Raw genomic sequence first — 15,786 nt, 5'->3', positions numbered from 1 at the left:
CTGCGGAAAAGGGCCCCGCCCAATCTTGCCCGCCCCCCACGCGCCGTCAAGGGAGCCATGCCTGCGACGGAATGGTGGGTGCCTCGACAGGGAGCGGGCTGCCCCTTAAGGTCGGGCCCCATGTCGGTGGTCCTCAATGTGGCGCTCCCGGTCTTCGCCATCATCCTGGCGGGCGTCCTTTCCGGTAAGGCGAAGCTTCTCGGTCCCGCCTCGTCGGAGGCGCTGAACAAGTTCGTCTATTGGATGGCCCTGCCGCCGGTGCTGTTCCTGGGCACCGCCCGGCGTTCGCTGCCGGAGATCTTCAACGGCCCCTTCATCGGCGCCTTCCTCGGCTCGATGCTTGCGGTCTACGCGCTGGGCGCCCTGCTCGGCTGGCTGTTCCACCGGGAGCGGACGCAGATCCAGTGCATGCAGGGGTTGAACGCCTGCTTCTCCAACACCGGCTACATGGGCATCCCGCTGTTCCTGGCGGCCTTTGGCCCGGATCGTCTGGCCCCGGCGATCCTCGCCACCGTCATCATGAGCGCGATCATGGTCGGCATCGCGGTGATCTGGCTGGAATTCGCCAACAGCCACGGCGGCGGAATCGGCAAGGCGCTGCGCGACGTGGGCCGGGCGCTGGTCAGGAACCCGCTGATCATCTCCACGGCGCTGGGGCTGGGCTGGTCGGTCTTCCTGTCCGGCGTGCCGGTGCCGCGCCCCATCGTGACCTATTGCGAATTGATGGGCGCCTCCGCCGGCCCCTGCGCCCTGTTCGCCATCGGCCTGTTCCTGGCGACCCAGAGCCTGAAGGCCAATCTGCTGGAGGTCGGCTGGATCAGCGCCCTGAAACTGGTGGTGCAGCCCGCGCTGGCGTGGGTCCTCATCCGGACGCTGTTCCCGCTCGACCCCTTCTGGACCGGTTCGGCCATCATCCTGGCCGGCCTGCCCACCGGCGCCCTGACCTTCGTGGTGGCCAGCCAGTACCGGATCTATGTGGAGCGCACCTCCTCCGCGATCCTGATGTCCACCATTGCCAGCGTGGTCACCCTGTCCTTCCTTTTGGCCGTCTACGCACCAGGACCGTAAGACAGGTGGTACTTCCCTTCAGGATTGCCCGCGGCGCGATTGGGACTTCTCCCCGGTTAACTTGAAGAAACCATGACGCAACCATGGCCTTGCTCCCTGCGTCATTCTTGCGTCTAGCCTTTCTCCTGAATTCGTATAACTTAAGACGGATTAGGTATATGCTTTTTGGCTGATCTGCTGACCCTTACTATCGCCTCCGCCCAAGACCCAGAACCATCGCCGGTCGCCGCATCGCTTCGGGAAAGAAACACGCGCTATGTCCATGCTGAACTCCATGACCATCCGGGCCAAGGTGGTGGCCACGACCGTTTCCCTCCTGCTGATGTCGGTCGCCCTGGGATTGTTCGCCATCGAACGGTTGAACGCCGTCAATCAGGTCGCGGAGGAGATCCGCTCCAACTGGCTGCCCAGCCTGACCTCCATCACCGATATGGACGGGGCGGCGAACGAATACCGCATCCTTGAGGCGTCCCACATCCTGGCCCTCTACCCTGCGGACATCGCGCAGGTCGAAAAGGAAATGGCGTCGGTCCTGGACCGGCTGGCGGAGTCCCGCCGGAAATACGAATCGCTGCTGACCGCCGGTTGGGAAGCCCAGACCGCCAAGCGCTGGGAGGCCGCCTGGGACCGCTACATGAAGATCAGCCGGGATGTGCTCCTCCCGCCTTCCCGCGCGAACGAGAACGAGAAGGCCGCCGACATCTACCGGCTCGAGTCGCGCAAGGCCTTCGACGAGTGCAGCGCGCTCCTCGACGAACTGACGGCCTTCAACGTCAGCAACGCCGGCAAAGCGGCGGACGAGGGAAATGATGCCTATCTCGGGGCTCGGACCTGGATTCTGGGCGCCATCGCGCTGGTGGCGGTCCTGTGCCTGTTCGTCGGCATCACGATGACCAAGACCATCGCCCGGCCCGTCATCGCTCTGACCACCATCATGGACCGTCTGGCCAAGCGCGACCTCGGTGTCGCGGTGGAAGGCGGCAACCGGCAGGACGAGATCGGCGCGATGGCCCGCGCGGTGCAGGTCTTCAAGGACGGCCTGATCGAGGCGGAGCGCCTGACCGCCGCCCAGGCCGCGGAGGAGGAGAGCAAGCGCCGCCGCACCGAGCGGATCGATTCGCTGATCCGCAATTTCGACGGGGCCGTTCACAGCGTTCTTCAGACCGTGGGCGCGGCGGCGTCGCAGCTCGACACCACCGCCCGCAGCATGACCGAAATCGCCGAACACACGCGGGCCGAGGCCGGGGGCGCCGCTTCCGCGGCGGAGCTGACCTCCGCCAACGTGCAGACGGTCGCCTCCGCGTCGGAGGAGATGGCCGCTTCCATCACGGAAATCTCCCAGCAGGTGTCGCAGTCGGCCAGCATTGCCGGCAAGGCGGTGGACGAGGCCGACCGCACCAACGCCACCGTTCAGGGCCTGTCGGAAGCCGCGCAACGCATCGGTGACGTGGTGGACCTGATCCAGAACATCGCCGCCCAAACCAACCTGCTGGCATTGAACGCCACCATCGAAGCGGCGCGCGCGGGCGAGGCCGGCAAGGGCTTCGCCGTCGTGGCGAGCGAGGTCAAGAGCCTCGCCAACCAGACATCCAAGGCGACGGAGGAGATCGCCCAGCAGATCGGCGCGATCCAGTCGGCCACCGGTGGGGCGGTCGGCGCCATCCGCGGGATCGGAGCGACCATTTCCTCGATCAACGACATCTCCTCCTCCATCGCCGCCGCCATCGAGGAGCAGGGGGCCGCAACCCAGGAGATCAGCCGCAACGTCCAGCAGGCGGCGCAGAGCACCCAGGAGGTGACCAGCAACATCAGCCGCGTGTCGCAGGCCGCGACCGAGACCGGCAGCGCCGCGACCCAGGTGATGTCGGCCTCCGCCGATCTGAACAACGGGGCGATGCGCCTGAAGAGCGAGGTGGAGAACTTCCTCAACGCCATCAAGGCGGCGTAGGAATCGGCGTTCGGCACCGATGGTCGGCGGGCGGGAGTTCCCCCTCGCCGGCGGCCGCCGGTCCCCTGTTGCCAAGCCACCGCTGTCCGTATAATCTGCGCCGCGCATCAAGAGTTGAGCGGACGCTCAACGCCAACCTGCTTACCCGAGCAAGGTGGCGTCCCGAAGGGGGATGTGGCCGGACCGGCAATCAAACGGGGTTCGCCATGACGTCTGTTCCGACCGATGCGCCGACAGCGGAGCCGGACGAGTCATGCCCATCAGGATACCCAACGATCTTCCCGCCTTCACCGCCCTTCAGGCCGAGGGCGTCATGGTCATGCAGGAGGCCGACGCCATCCGGCAGGACATCCGGCCCCTGCGCTTCGGCCTTCTCAACCTGATGCCCGACAAGATCCGGACCGAGACGCAGATCGCCCGCCTTCTGGGCGCCACGCCGCTTCAGGTTGAGCTGTCGCTGATCCGGATCACCAACCATGTGCCGCGCAACACCGCCGCGGACCATATGAGCGCCTTCTACCGGTCGTGGGAGGATGTGCGCCGCGAAAAGTTCGACGGCTTCCTCATCACCGGCGCGCCCGTCGAGACGATGCCCTTCGAAGAGGTGTCCTACTGGGACGAGCTGTGTTCGGTCTTCGACTGGACGCAGAGCCACGTCCATGCCTGTCTGAACATCTGCTGGGCGGCGCAGGCCGCCGTCCATCATTTCCACGGCGTGCCGAAGCATCTTCTGCCGAAAAAGGCGTCCGGCGTGTTCCGGCACCGCAACCTCGCCCCGGCGTCGCCCTATCTGTGCGGCCTGTCCGACGGCGTGCCCATCCCGGTCTCCCGCTGGACCGAGGTGCGCCGGGAGGACATTCCCCCGGACAGCGGCCTGCGCGTGCTCCTGGACTCCCCGGACACCGGCCTCTGCCTGCTGGAGGACGCCGCGCACCGGTCGCTGCACATGTTCAACCACATCGAATACGACACGGACACGCTGCGGAACGAGTATGTCCGGGACGCCGCCAAGGACCCGGCCACGCCGGTTCCCCAGGGCTATTTCCCCGACGACGACCCGAGCCAGCCGCCCGAGAACCGCTGGCGGAGCCACGCCCATCTGCTGTTCGCCAACTGGATCAACCAGATCTACCAGACGACGCCCTTCGACGTCGCCCGGATCGGCACGGCCGGATAGACGGGACGGACAGGCCGCTCACCAGCCGCGCAGGAATTCCGCCGTCGCCTCCACGGCATCCTTGATGCCGACGCGGCGGACCTCCACCCCCTCGGGGAAGGCGCCGAACAGGCGGCTGGGCATCATGGGATCGAGCAGCACGAAAACCCCCGTGTCGTCGGCCCGCCGCACCAGCCGCCCGAAGGCCTGTTTCAGCCGAAGCCGCGCGATCATGTCCTCGTAGCGCCGCCGCCCGAAGGCGTCGCGCCGGGCGCGGTGCAGGATGTCGGGGCGCGGCCAGGGCACGCGGTCGAACACGATCAGCCGCAACGAGCGGCCCGGCACGTCCACCCCGTCGCGCACCGCGTCGGTGCCCAGAAGGCAGGCGTGTTCCTCCCCCCGAAAGATGTCGATCAGGGTCGCCACGTCCAGCGGATCGACATGCTGGGCGTAGAGCGGGATGCCCGTGGCGTCCAGCGGCTCCACGATGCGGTCGTAGACGGCGCGCAGGCGGCTTATCGCGGTGAACAGCCCCAGCCCCCCGCCCCCCGCCGCCTGGAACAGCGTGCGGTAGGCCGACGCCACCTGCCCCAGATCGTCCTTGCGCACGTCGGTGACCACCATCACCCGCGTGCGGTTGGGGTAGTCGAAGGGCGAGGGGACCTGGGCGCGCAGCGCCGGCTTCGGCAGATGGCTGGCGCCACAGCGGTCCTCCGCCGCCTGCCAGTCCATGGCGACGTCGCCCGTTCCGTCGGTCAGGGTAGCGGAGGTGACCACCATCCCGTGCGCCGGCCCGGCCAGAGCCTCGGCGAAGGGAACGGTCGGGTCGATCCAGTGGCGGTAGAGCCCGACATCCACGTCGCGCCCGTCGATCCGCTCCACCGCGAACCAGTCCACGAACTGCGCCGGCGTCTCCACCGGCAGCGTCTTCAGCATGGCCCGCCACGCCTCGACCGTCAGCACGCCGCGCCGGGTCAGGCTGCGGGCCATGGCGTCGATGCGGCGGCGCTGGTCGCTGTCCAGCTCCGCCGTCTCATCCTCCAGCCGCGCGGCCAGCCGCTTCGCCAGCCCGGCCAGCGGCTCCGCCAGCCGGACGAGCGCCGCCTCCAGAGCCTCCGCCGCGGCGAGCAGCCCGTCCACCGGATAGGCCTTGTCAGCCTCCAGGCTGTAGGGTCCGCCCTGCCCCGCCGTGCGGGAATAGACCTGCCGCCGCGCGGCGAGCAGGAACGCCTCGGTCGGCCCCTGCGGGTTGTCGGCGGACAGCCGCACCGCCCAGCCCTCCGCCGGCAGGACGCGGGCGCCCAGCATCACGGCGTCCATCAGCTCCTGCGCGCGCTCGTCGCTGGCGACCAGATCCTCGATGCGGCGCTTCAGCCCGCGGGCGCGGCTGCGCCCCGTCTCCTCCGCCCCCAGCAGCCAGCGCCGCAGCTCCTGCGTCTCGCGCCCGGTCAGATGCCCGGCGAAGGCGCTGTCCGCCGCGTCGAAGACATGGTGCCCCTCGTCGAAGACGTAGCGGGTCGGCAGAGTCGGCTCCTCCCCGCCGCCGAGCGCCGCCTGCACCATCACCAGCGCGTGGTTGGCGATCACCACGTCGGCCTTGCGGGCTCGGCGCACGCTCTTCTCGATGTAGCAGCGGGCGTAATGGTCGCAGGCGGAATAGATGCACTCCCCCCGCCGGTCGGCGAGGCCCAGAGTCCGCCCGCGTCCGGCGATGTCCACCAGCCAGCCGGGAAAGTCGCCGCCGGTCAGGTCACCGTCCCGCGTCGCCGCGGCCCAGCGCGCCATCAGCCCCACGCCAATCGCATGATGGGGCTGCATCGGCATGCCGCGGACGGCCTCCTCCAAATTCAACAGACAGAGGTAGTTTTCCCGCCCCTTGCGCAGCACGACCTTGCGCGCCTTGGTCGCCGGTTCGGGGTAGAGGCGGTCCAGCTCCGCGTCGATCTGGTGCTGGAGGTTGCGGGTGTAGGTGGAGATCCACACCGTGCCGCCGTTCTTCTCCGCCCACACGGTGGCCGGCGCCAGATAGCCCAGCGTCTTGCCGACGCCCGTTCCGGCTTCCGCCAGCACGACGTTCGGCGTGTCGGGGGCGGGGCGCGGGGCGAAGGCGGCGGACACCGCGCTGGCGTAGTCGGCTTGTTGCGGGCGCGGCTCGGCCACCTTGCCGGGCACGCTGGCCGCCAGCATCACCGACAGCCGGCGGCGCGCCTCGTCGGGCTCCACCGGGTGGTGGGCGGGCGGCGGTTCGGGCGGGCCGTCCTGCCACTCCTTGATGCGGGTCCAGACGCGCAGGCCGGCGCGGGCCGCCCCCTTCTCCGGCCCGTCCGGTTTGCCCAGAGCGGTCAGCACGGCGGGCGCCCACAGCCAGCCGGCGCGCCCCATCTCCCAGGCGAAGGCCACGGGGTCGGACGCCTCTTCCCGCCCCGGCGATCCCAGCAGGCCCAGCAACTTGCGCACCGCCCGGTGCAGGGCCAGCGCGTCGTCCTCCAGCCCGTCGGGGATCGGCAGGTCCAGCGCCTCGGCCAGCCCGCGCGGGGTCGGCACGCAGAAGCGGGCGGGCAGGACGAAGGCGAACAGCTCCAGCAGGTCGAAGGCCGCGAAGGGCTCGGTTCCCAGCCGCCGCGCCATGGCCCGCGCGTGGCAGACCAGCGGCGGCTGGCGGCGCGCCCGCTTCGCCGCGGCGGCGGGCGGCACTTCCTCCACCTCGCCGTCCCCGGTCAGCAGGACCACGCGCCGCGCGCCGGCCACCAGCGCGGGAGCGTCGTCGAGGCTGAAGGACGGAAGCGAAGGCGCCGAGGTCAGATCCATGGCGCGCAGTATAAAGGCCCCCGCCGCCGCAATGCGAGCAAACCCGTGTTGACCGGGCGGCCCGCCCCCTCGAAAGTGCTCCCCCGTCCTTGAGCGTCGCAGAGGAGAGGTCGAGCGCATGCGGTTTACGGTCCGGCGTCTGCTGAGACTCCTGATGGCCCTGGCCGTCGCCCTGGCGGCCTTCAGCGTCGGCTGGGTGGCGCTCTACCGCGTGGTGCCGGTGCCGGCCACACCCCTGATGCTGATCCGCGCCGCCGGAGGCTCCGGGCTGGAGCACGACTGGGTGCCCATGTCGGAAATCTCCCCCCACCTCGCCCGCGCGGTCATCGCGTCGGAGGACACGCTGTTCTGCGGCCATGGCGGCTTCGACTGGGCGGCCATCGAAGGCGCCTTCGCGGACAACGAGGAGGGCAGCCGCCTGCGCGGCGGCAGCACGATCAGCCAGCAGACCGCCAAGAACGCCTTCCTCTGGCCGGACCGGAGCTGGACCCGCAAGGGCGCGGAGGCGTGGTTTACCCTGCTGATCGAGACGCTGTGGCCCAAGAGCCGCATCCTGGAGGTCTATCTGAACATCGTGGAGTGGGACGACGGCGTCTACGGTGCCGAGGCCGCCGCCCGCCACCATTTCAAGAAACCCGCATCCGCCCTGACCCGCCGCGAGGCCGCCCTTCTGGCCATCGTCCTGCCCAACCCCCGCAACTGGTCGCCCAACCCGCCCGGCGCCTATGTGGCTCGGAGGGCTGGGATCATCGAGCGGCGGATGGCCGTGGTGGAGCGGGACGGGCTGGCGGATTGCGTGAAGTAGAACTGATTCATAATTCGGACCGAAGCTTGAACCAAAGCCTGAGTTATATATCACGGAAATCAGTGCCTTAGCTAAGTCGAGGATCTGTTTCGACCCACCTCGTTAACGTTTTCATAACGAATTGAGGAAAGGATTACCATAGGAAGCAAAGTCAAGAGAAAATTTCAATGCGGCGCGTGATCTTCATAGATAGCTTTGTTGACTCTTAGGAAGCACATGATAGCGTTGCATCATGAAAGAAAAATACCTCAAAGCTGTAGAATTACATCTTGAAGTGGAGACATGAGGAATGCTGAAGGGCTTTCAATCAATATCAGACATGAACTTTGGCGAGTACGATGCTGTTGACGAGGACGCAACAAATCCTTCCTTCTTTGAAAAATCATTTGTTATTCCTTTCTCTTTTTCCATGTCGACATTGAGCAACAGAAGAAATTATATAATAATTGGAAAAAAAGGCGCAGGGAAAACCGCTGCACAATTATATCTCAAGTCAAAGCTTGAGAGAGAGGGTTTCATCACAAATTTCTTTAGCTTTTTTGATGGCATTAGCCATCAAAACTATAATGACTTAGCAAAAACTCAAAAAATCGACTTTTTAAAGATAGACATCAATAATTTAAAAAACCTTTTTAACTATTACGACTTTCGGTCCGTTTGGGAGCGAGTTCTTTATGTTCAGTTAAGTGCATGTATGAGCAAAAATGGCATTAATAATGCTTTTACATCTTTTGTCAACTCTACCGTTAGTAATAAAACTTCCGGTCTTTTAAATGGAATACTAAAATCTCTGAAGATTGAAGTACAAATTCCACTTCACATCATGTCAGCAAAACTATCGTTTGACCCGACAAATTTGGTTAATAGCAGAAACGAGATGGATATTTCTTCATTTAATGATATTTCTCGTGAGCTACTTATTAGAGAATGTTCAGGTCTTAAGGTTTATATGTTTATCGATGAATTGGTTTTCTCAAAGCTTGACTCACAAGACGATGAGATAAAAGTGCGGTCTGCTTTAATCAGAGACATCCTTCGTGTTTCTCATGATCTCAACAGAGATTTATGCAGAAACTGCATTGATATCCATTTTATCTGTACTCTTCGGCCTGAAATTAGGAACTTTTTGAATGAACTAGACGCTGAGATTAGCAAAATAATCGACAGCAAAGATGTTCTTTTGCACTGGAATTCTGACCACATCGATGATAATATATTGATTACCCTATTTAAGAAGAAGATTGAATGCGGTTCTCAATCGCATGTTGATATGGATAACTTCATAGATAAGACAATAAGGTTCGGAAAAAGGCCTCAAAGTACTTATAAATTCATACTACACAATAGCTGGTACAGACCTCGCGACATCATCAGATATCTTAAGAGCTATCAAAAGGTTAATCCGAGCCACACGAGGCTTTCAGAAGACGGCTTCAAAAACTGCCTCAACGAATACGCAAGAGTTTCCGCCAAGGAAATTATGGATGAGCTTTCAGTAAATTATGGACAGACAATAGTTTGTCGGCTCAGGAATGCGATTCGAAAACAAGAGTATGCAGATTGCAATGAGTTAATGAAAGAAATAACTGGAATACCCAATGTAGACCTCCAACAGCTATGCGATGATATGTTTCATGCAGGCATTATAGGTAATGTAGATGCAACAAAAAGCGGAAAAAGATATTTTTGGAGCCACCGTGGGGAGGAATTCCTAATTAGAGATATGCACGTTACAGTTCATCCTGGGCTGTGGAATTATTTCAACATAAGACATTCATAAGATATAAATATACGCTTTAATAAATACACTGTATTCCGTGTAGATTATTAAATAGCGCCTCCGAGTCGCCAATTTTTTGGCGACTCGGCATTTTTGAAGATTTCACTCTGCAGAGGTCCTGTTGTGATCTCAGTTTGAACACCTTCTATCACGATCAACCTATTTTGATCTTGGCATCATTCCTAGGAAACTACTAATTTACTTTACGCCCCGCCCCCCGACATCCGCAAACTCACCACCCCCGCCACGATCAGCAATATCCCCGCCAGCTTCAACAGGTTCAGCGACTCCCCGAACACCCAGACCCCGATCGCCGCGATGGCCGCCGTGCCCACCGCGGACCAGATGGCGTAGGCCACGCCGACCTCGATCTCGCGCAGCGCCTGGGCCAGCATCGCGAAGGCCACCAGATAGCAGGTCACCACCGCCAGGCTGGGCCACAGGCGGGTCATGCCGTCGGACATCTTCATGGCGACGGTGCCCACGATCTCGAAGGCGATGGCGACGGACAGGAACAGCCAGCTCATGCGGGTCCTCGGCGGGTGATCCACGTTCCAGAAATGCGCCCGAAACGCGGGGCGGACAAGCGCGGCGCCCGTTGACGGACGGCGCGGACCGCCCTAGGGTCGCTGCCTTTCTACATTTCCGTCGAGTTTTGAAAGGGCTCTACCATGACCGGCGAGCGGGAATTGGCGTTGCAGGCGAAGGCGTGGCCGTTCGAGGAGGCGCGCAAACTGGTCGCGCGCTTCGCGAAGGAGCCGCCGGCCAAAGGCTACGTCCTGTTCGAGACCGGCTACGGTCCGTCGGGCCTGCCGCACATCGGCACCTTCGGCGAGGTGGCGCGCACCACCATGGTCCGTCAGGCCTTCCAGCGGATGAGCGACATCCCGACGAAGCTCTTCTGCTTCTCCGACGACATGGACGGGCTGCGCAAGGTCCCGGACAACATCCCGAACAAGGAGCTGGTCGCCGCGAACCTGGGCAAGCCGCTGACCAAGGTCCCCGACCCGTTCGGCACGCACGAGAGCTTCGGCGCGCACAACAACGCGCGCCTGCGCGCTTTCCTCGACAGCTTCGGCTTCGAGTACGAGTTCCAGTCCTCCACCGACTGGTACACGTCGGGCCGCTTCGATGACGCGCTGCTCGGCGTGCTGCGGAACTACGACGAGATCATGGCCGTCATGCTGCCGACGCTGGGCGAGGAGCGCCAGCAGACCTACAGCCCGTTCCTGCCCGTCTCCCCCTCCACGGGGCGCGTGCTTCAGGTTCCGGTGCTGGAGCGCAACGTGGACGCCGGCACCATCGTCTTCCAGGACGAGGACGGCAAGAAGGTCGAGGTCCCCGTCACCGGCGGCCATGTGAAGCTCCAGTGGAAGCCCGACTGGGGCATGCGCTGGTACGCGCTGGGCGTCGATTACGAGATGTACGGCAAGGACCTGATCCCGTCGGCCGAACTGGCCGGGAAGATCGTCAAGATCCTCGGCGGCACCCCGCCGCAGGGCTTCAATTACGAGTTGTTCCTGGACGACCGGGGGCAGAAGATCTCCAAGTCCAAGGGCAACGGCCTGACCATGGAGGAGTGGCTGGCCTATGCCCCGCCGGAGAGCCTCGCCCTCTACATGTTCCAGAAGCCGAAGTCGGCCAAGCGCCTGTACTTCGACGTGATTCCGCGGGCGGTGGACGAGTATCTGGCCTTCGTCGCCAAGCTGCCGGTGGAGGAGCCGGCCAAGGCGCTGGAGAACCCGGCCTGGCACATCCACAACGGCGCGGCTCCCGCGGTGCGGTCTGACGTGTCCTTCAACCTGCTATTGAACCTCGCCGGTGCGGCGAACGCCGAGACCAAGGACGTGATGTGGGGCTTCATCAGCCGCTACGCGCCCGAGGCCACGCCGGAGAACAGCCCCTTCCTGGACAAGCTGGTCGGTTACGCCGTCCGCTACTACCAGGATCAGGTGAAGCCGACGAAGCGCTTCCGCGCCCCCACCGACGCCGAGCGCGCCGCGCTGGAGGATCTGCTGAAGCGGCTGGACGCCGTCGCCGCCGACGCGGCGGGCGACGTGATCCAGAACGAGGTCTTCGCGGTCGGCAAGGAGCACGGCTTCACCGAGCTGCGCGCGTGGTTCCAGGCGCTCTACGAAGTGCTTCTGGGCCAGACCACCGGCCCCCGCATGGGCTCCTTCATCCAGCTCTACGGCCTGGACGAGACGAAGGCGCTGATCCGCGAGAAGCTGGCCGCCTGAACACCTATCCCCTCCCCCGCGCCGCCGGCCCGCCGCGGGGGAGGTCTTTCCAGACGTGCCGGCATCCCGCATCAACACTTCGTCCAATGCACAAGACGCCTCCAAGGAGCGCGGCCTCCAAAGGCCATGACCGGACGGAGTCCAATCGGCACCCGAACAGATTTCGCCCGCCATCATTCCGGTCCCGAACAATATTCTCAGTCCGATCGTTTGCCTTTCCACCATTCGCAATTCCGGCTCGAATGTGTGCAAACGGTTGAAATCCTGCCCACCCGATGGGCAAGCAACATTTTATTCCCGCGCCGCCATGCGCACGCCGCACCGCACCAATACCAACTTGGTATTACCATGCGCCAGGGTCAGAGACTATGATCCGCCCCGTTACTGCTTTTGCAGTGCGTTTCCTCCCTAAACTCTTCAAGGCCGCGCCCCATCGGGGTTGCGGCCCTTTTTCTTTTCAGCCCGCGCTTTTCAAAGCCCTTCCATCGTCAGCGGACGAGCCGCCAAAGGGCCGGTTCCCGACGACAAGTTTCGGTCCATTAGGCGCCCGTTAACCGCGTCGTCGTTGGATGTGAGGATGCAGCGACGTCAGGCCACCCCCGCCGCCCTTGGAGACGACCGCCCCGACGCGACCGCCCAGAGCGGCGATGGCGTCGAGCCGGAACTGCTCGGCTATCTGTTCGACGATTCTCCCCCCGCACCGTCCGCGCCGGGGCCGGCGCGCCGCCGCGTCGGCACGGCGCTGGTCGAATCGCGGCTGGCCGGCATGGGCGACGCCGGAGTCCGCGCGATGCTGGCGCGCAAGCTGTGCCGTCTGCTCCCCGATCTGCCGCCGGACGGCCAGGACAAGGCCACCGCCGCCGCCCTGCGCGCGCTGGAGCGGCTGGCCCGCGACCATGCGGCCCATGTGCGGGCGGCGCTGGCCGGGGCGCTGAAGGACGTCGCCTGCGCCCCCCCGGCGGTGGCGCGCACGCTGGCCCGCGATGTCGAACGCTCGGTGGCGGAGCCGATCCTGCACTGCTGCGCCACCCTGACCGACGAGGATTTGCTGGAGATCGTCGCCGGCCACCCCGCGGGCTGGGCGTTGTCGGCCATCGCGCGGCGGGCAACGGTCAGCGCACCGCTGTCCTGCGCCATCGTGGATACGGGCGACGTCGAGGCCACCGGCGTCCTGCTGGACAACAACGGCGCCGTCATCCCCGAAGACCGCCTGGAGGATCTGGTGGAGCGGTCCGGCGGCCATCCGGACTGGCAGGCCAAGCTGGCGGGCCGCCCCACCCTGCCGCAGCGGCTGGCTCTGCGGCTGGCCGGGTTCGTCGACGATTCCGTTGCGGAGCTGCTGCTGCGCCGCACCGATCTCGACGCCACCACCGCGGCGGAAGTCGCCGCCGTCACCCGCCGCCGCGTCGCCTGGATCGAAGCGCGCGACCCCGCCGAATCGCCCGAACGCCGCGCCGTCCGCCTGCACCGGCAGGGGGCCTTGGACGAAACGGCGCTGGGCGACGCCCTGTCCTGGGAGGAGACGGAGTTCGTCCGCACCGCCCTGGCCCTGCGCGCCGCCGTTCACCCGGCGATCGTGGACGACATTCTGCGCTCCGGCGACCCGCGCGCGGTCACCGCTCTGGTCTGGCGGGCGGGCTATTCGATGCGCTGCGCCATGCGGGTGCAGGTCCGCGCCGCCGGCATCCCGCCGCGCGCCGTGCTGAACGCCCGCCGGGGCACCGGTTACCCGCTGCCCGCGGCGGACATGGCCCGCCACCTCGCGCTCTACGGCGTCCGCTTCTGACGCGGCTGGAGGCCGTTACTGGATTTCCAGGGGACGGCGGGCCGGCGCGCGCCGGGCGTTCGGGTCCACCATCGGATCGCTCTGGTACATCGGACGCGACGGGTCCGTGTCGATCAACTGCGGCGGGGTGACGATCTCCTCGCCCGATCCGGAATCGAACTGGATCACCGCCATCCGGCGCACCCGCTCGCACAGGTCCCGCTTGTTCAGGATCGCCGGGTCGCCGCCCATGTCGAAGGCGACGAAGGGCACCACGATACGGCTGCGCTCTCCCGGCGGAACGGACGTGTACACATAATTCGCCACGGGCCGGCAATAGGTCACGTCGGTGTCCGACGGGACGGCGCCAGGGGAGGCAGCCTCCACCAGCGGCGCCCTGGCCAGAGCGGTCTCATAGTCTGCGACGGTTTGTCCCAACGCCGCGCCGCCGCTTCCCAACGCCAGCGTCACGGTCAGGCAAAATGCCGGTGCAAAGCGAATCATACCCCGTCCCCCATCCGGAAAAACCTCGGAAAATCCTTCCAAAGAATAGTGCGTCGGGGCCGCAACACCAAATTCCTGTTTGCCGTTCCGGCCATTCGCCGTAATCGATGCACAGTTCCGTGCCCCGTGCTTGCGGTCACGCTTGCCCTCGGGCCGGAATCGCGCTAGGAACCGCCCTCGAAATCTCAGGGCGCTGGACCCCTAGGACGCTACACTCAATCGGTTCTGTCCTCCGCTGAATGGGGGACGCTCACGCTTAGGGAAACGCTCCATGGCTCGCAAGAAGATTGCGCTCGTCGGCGCCGGCCAGATTGGCGGCACGCTGGCTCTGCTCGCTGCCCAGAAGGAACTCGGCGACGTCGTCCTGTTCGACATCGCCGAAGGCATGCCGGAGGGCAAGGCCCTCGACCTGGCTGAGACCTCGCCGGTCGAAGGCTTCAACGCCAAGCTCAGCGGCGGCAACGACTACTCGGTCATCGAAGGCGCCGACGTCGTGATCGTCACCGCCGGCGTGCCGCGCAAGCCGGGCATGAGCCGCGACGACCTGATCGGGATCAACACCGGCGTCTGCCAGACCGTCGGCGAGAACATCAAGAAGTACGCCCCGAACGCCTTCGTCATCGTCATCACGAACCCGCTGGACGTGATGGTGTGGGTGCTCCAGCAGGCTTCCGGCCTCCCGCCGGAGCGCGTCGTCGGCATGGCCGGCGTGCTCGACTCGGCCCGCTTCCGCTACTTCCTGGCCGACGAGTTCAAGGTGTCGGTCGAAGACGTCACCGCCTTCGTTCTGGGCGGCCACGGCGACACCATGGTCCCGCTCGTCCGCTACTCGACCGTCGCCGGCATTCCGCTGCCGGATCTGGTCAAGATGGGCTGGACCACGCAGGAGAAGCTGGACGCCATCGTGCAGCGCACCCGCGACGGCGGTGCGGAGATCGTCAAGCTGCTGAAGACCGGCTCGGCCTTCTACGCCCCGGCCGCTTCCGCCATCCAGATGGCCGAGTCCTACCTGAAGGACCAGAAGCGCGTCGTTCCGGTCGCCGCCTACCTGACCGGCCAGTACGGCCAGAACGACCTCTACGTCGGCGTCCCGACGATCATCGGCGCCGGCGGCGTCGAGAAGATCATCGAGATCGATCTCTCCGAGGAAGAGAAGAAGATGTTCGATCACTCGGTCGACGCTGTGAAGCAGCTCGTCGAGGTGGTCAAGAAGCAGCAGGCTGAGAAGGCCGCCTCCTAAGGCGGCCTGTTTTTTGCCTGCGCGGCGGCCTGCGGCTTTATCGCCCGGGGTGGACGGTTGAACGCTCCGCCCCGGGTGGTACAGTAACCGCGGTTGTTCGCGCCAGCCGGCGCAAGGCTTCTTGAAGGACAAGACTTCCCGGAGACTTGCGTCCTGGCGCGTCCGCCAGCAGGAAACGCCTGCCCGATCTTCGCCCATCGTCAGCCGACCAAAATCTGTCAGCCGACCATAAAAACAGATGGACGCCCGATGAACATCCATGAGTACCAGGCCAAAGGCCTGCTGAAGAAGTACGGCGTCGCGGTTCCCCGCGGCGGCGTCGCCTACACCCCGCAGGAAGCCGAGACCGTCGCCCGCGAACTGGGCGGCCCGGTGTGGGTCGTGAAGTCGCAGATCCACGCGGGTGGCCGCGGCGCCGGCCGCTTCAAGGACAACCCCGAGGGCAAGGGCGGCGTCCGCGTCGTCAAGTCCA

The 15,786-nt window shown here is 64.6% G+C and carries 12 protein-coding genes and 1 riboswitch; of the genes, 9 read left to right on the top strand and 3 right to left on the bottom strand.

What is annotated here, in order from left to right:
- Nucleotides 1–120: 120 nt before the first annotated feature.
- The 3 genes from DS843_RS13225 to DS843_RS13215 all read left to right on the top strand — a co-directional run bounded on the left by DS843_RS13225 (nucleotide 121) and on the right by DS843_RS13215 (nucleotide 4,193).
- Complete coding sequence (locus tag DS843_RS13225) at nucleotides 121–1,068, top strand: AEC family transporter (protein ID WP_149469363.1); 948 nt, start codon at nucleotides 121–123, stop codon at nucleotides 1,066–1,068.
- A 256-nt stretch (nucleotides 1,069–1,324) separates the two neighbouring features.
- Nucleotides 1,325–3,016, top strand: a complete 1,692-nt coding sequence (locus DS843_RS13220; protein WP_149469362.1) for a methyl-accepting chemotaxis protein — start codon at nucleotides 1,325–1,327, stop codon at nucleotides 3,014–3,016.
- A 99-nt stretch (nucleotides 3,017–3,115) separates the two neighbouring features.
- Nucleotides 3,116–3,220, top strand: a riboswitch (SAM-I-IV-variant riboswitch).
- A 49-nt stretch (nucleotides 3,221–3,269) separates the two neighbouring features.
- Nucleotides 3,270–4,193 carry a homoserine O-succinyltransferase gene (locus DS843_RS13215; protein ID WP_149469361.1) on the top strand — a complete coding sequence of 308 codons (924 nt, stop codon included), beginning with the start codon at nucleotides 3,270–3,272 and terminating at the stop codon, nucleotides 4,191–4,193.
- A gap of 18 nt (nucleotides 4,194–4,211) precedes the next feature.
- Here DS843_RS13215 and DS843_RS13210 read toward each other — a convergent pair whose 3' ends face one another.
- Nucleotides 4,212–6,980 carry an ATP-dependent DNA helicase gene (locus tag DS843_RS13210; RefSeq protein WP_149469360.1) on the bottom strand — a complete coding sequence of 923 codons (2,769 nt, stop codon included), beginning with the start codon at nucleotides 6,978–6,980 and terminating at the stop codon, nucleotides 4,212–4,214.
- Nucleotides 6,981–7,098: 118 nt separating this feature from the next.
- Here DS843_RS13210 and mtgA point away from each other — a divergent pair, with 118 nt between their 5' ends.
- Nucleotides 7,099–7,785, top strand: coding sequence for a monofunctional biosynthetic peptidoglycan transglycosylase (gene mtgA, locus DS843_RS13205; protein WP_149469359.1), 687 nt, complete (start codon nucleotides 7,099–7,101; stop codon nucleotides 7,783–7,785).
- A 289-nt stretch (nucleotides 7,786–8,074) separates the two neighbouring features.
- Entirely contained in the window at nucleotides 8,075–9,565 is a 1,491-nt protein-coding gene (locus DS843_RS13200; RefSeq protein ID WP_149469358.1) for a P-loop ATPase, Sll1717 family, read from the top strand.
- Nucleotides 9,566–9,768: 203 nt separating this feature from the next.
- Here DS843_RS13200 and DS843_RS13195 read toward each other — a convergent pair whose 3' ends face one another.
- Nucleotides 9,769–10,092, bottom strand: coding sequence for a DMT family transporter (locus tag DS843_RS13195; RefSeq protein WP_149469357.1), 324 nt, complete (start codon nucleotides 10,090–10,092; stop codon nucleotides 9,769–9,771).
- A gap of 144 nt (nucleotides 10,093–10,236) precedes the next feature.
- Between DS843_RS13195 and DS843_RS13190 the strand changes: the two genes are divergently transcribed.
- Both DS843_RS13190 and DS843_RS13185 read left to right on the top strand, forming a co-directional pair.
- Nucleotides 10,237–11,805 (top strand): lysine--tRNA ligase, encoded by a 1,569-nt coding sequence (locus DS843_RS13190; protein WP_149469356.1) that lies wholly within the window; start codon nucleotides 10,237–10,239, stop codon nucleotides 11,803–11,805.
- Between the two features lie 577 nt (nucleotides 11,806–12,382).
- A complete protein-coding gene (locus DS843_RS13185; RefSeq protein WP_149469355.1) occupies nucleotides 12,383–13,591 on the top strand; it encodes a DUF2336 domain-containing protein in 1,209 nt (402 codons plus the stop codon).
- A gap of 15 nt (nucleotides 13,592–13,606) precedes the next feature.
- On the opposite strand, the gene DS843_RS13180 is transcribed toward DS843_RS13185, so the two are convergent.
- A complete protein-coding gene (locus DS843_RS13180; RefSeq protein ID WP_149469354.1) occupies nucleotides 13,607–14,074 on the bottom strand; it encodes a hypothetical protein in 468 nt (155 codons plus the stop codon).
- Nucleotides 14,075–14,345: 271 nt separating this feature from the next.
- On the opposite strand from DS843_RS13180, the gene mdh reads away from it, so the two are divergent.
- Together mdh and DS843_RS13170 are read left to right on the top strand one after the other, a co-directional pair.
- The gene (gene mdh / locus DS843_RS13175; protein WP_035675841.1) at nucleotides 14,346–15,314 is read left to right on the top strand and encodes a malate dehydrogenase; all 969 of its coding nucleotides are present in this window, start codon (nucleotides 14,346–14,348) and stop codon (nucleotides 15,312–15,314) included.
- A gap of 249 nt (nucleotides 15,315–15,563) precedes the next feature.
- Nucleotides 15,564–15,786: ATP-grasp domain-containing protein (locus DS843_RS13170; RefSeq protein ID WP_353618352.1), on the top strand; the 223-nt coding region annotated here is incomplete at its 3' end.

The organism is Roseomonas genomospecies 6, from assembly GCF_008365375.1.
GTDB lineage: Bacteria > Pseudomonadota > Alphaproteobacteria > Azospirillales > Azospirillaceae > Azospirillum.
Note: the sequence above shows the minus strand (reverse complement) of the source record. Positions and strands in the feature narration are given on the sequence as shown.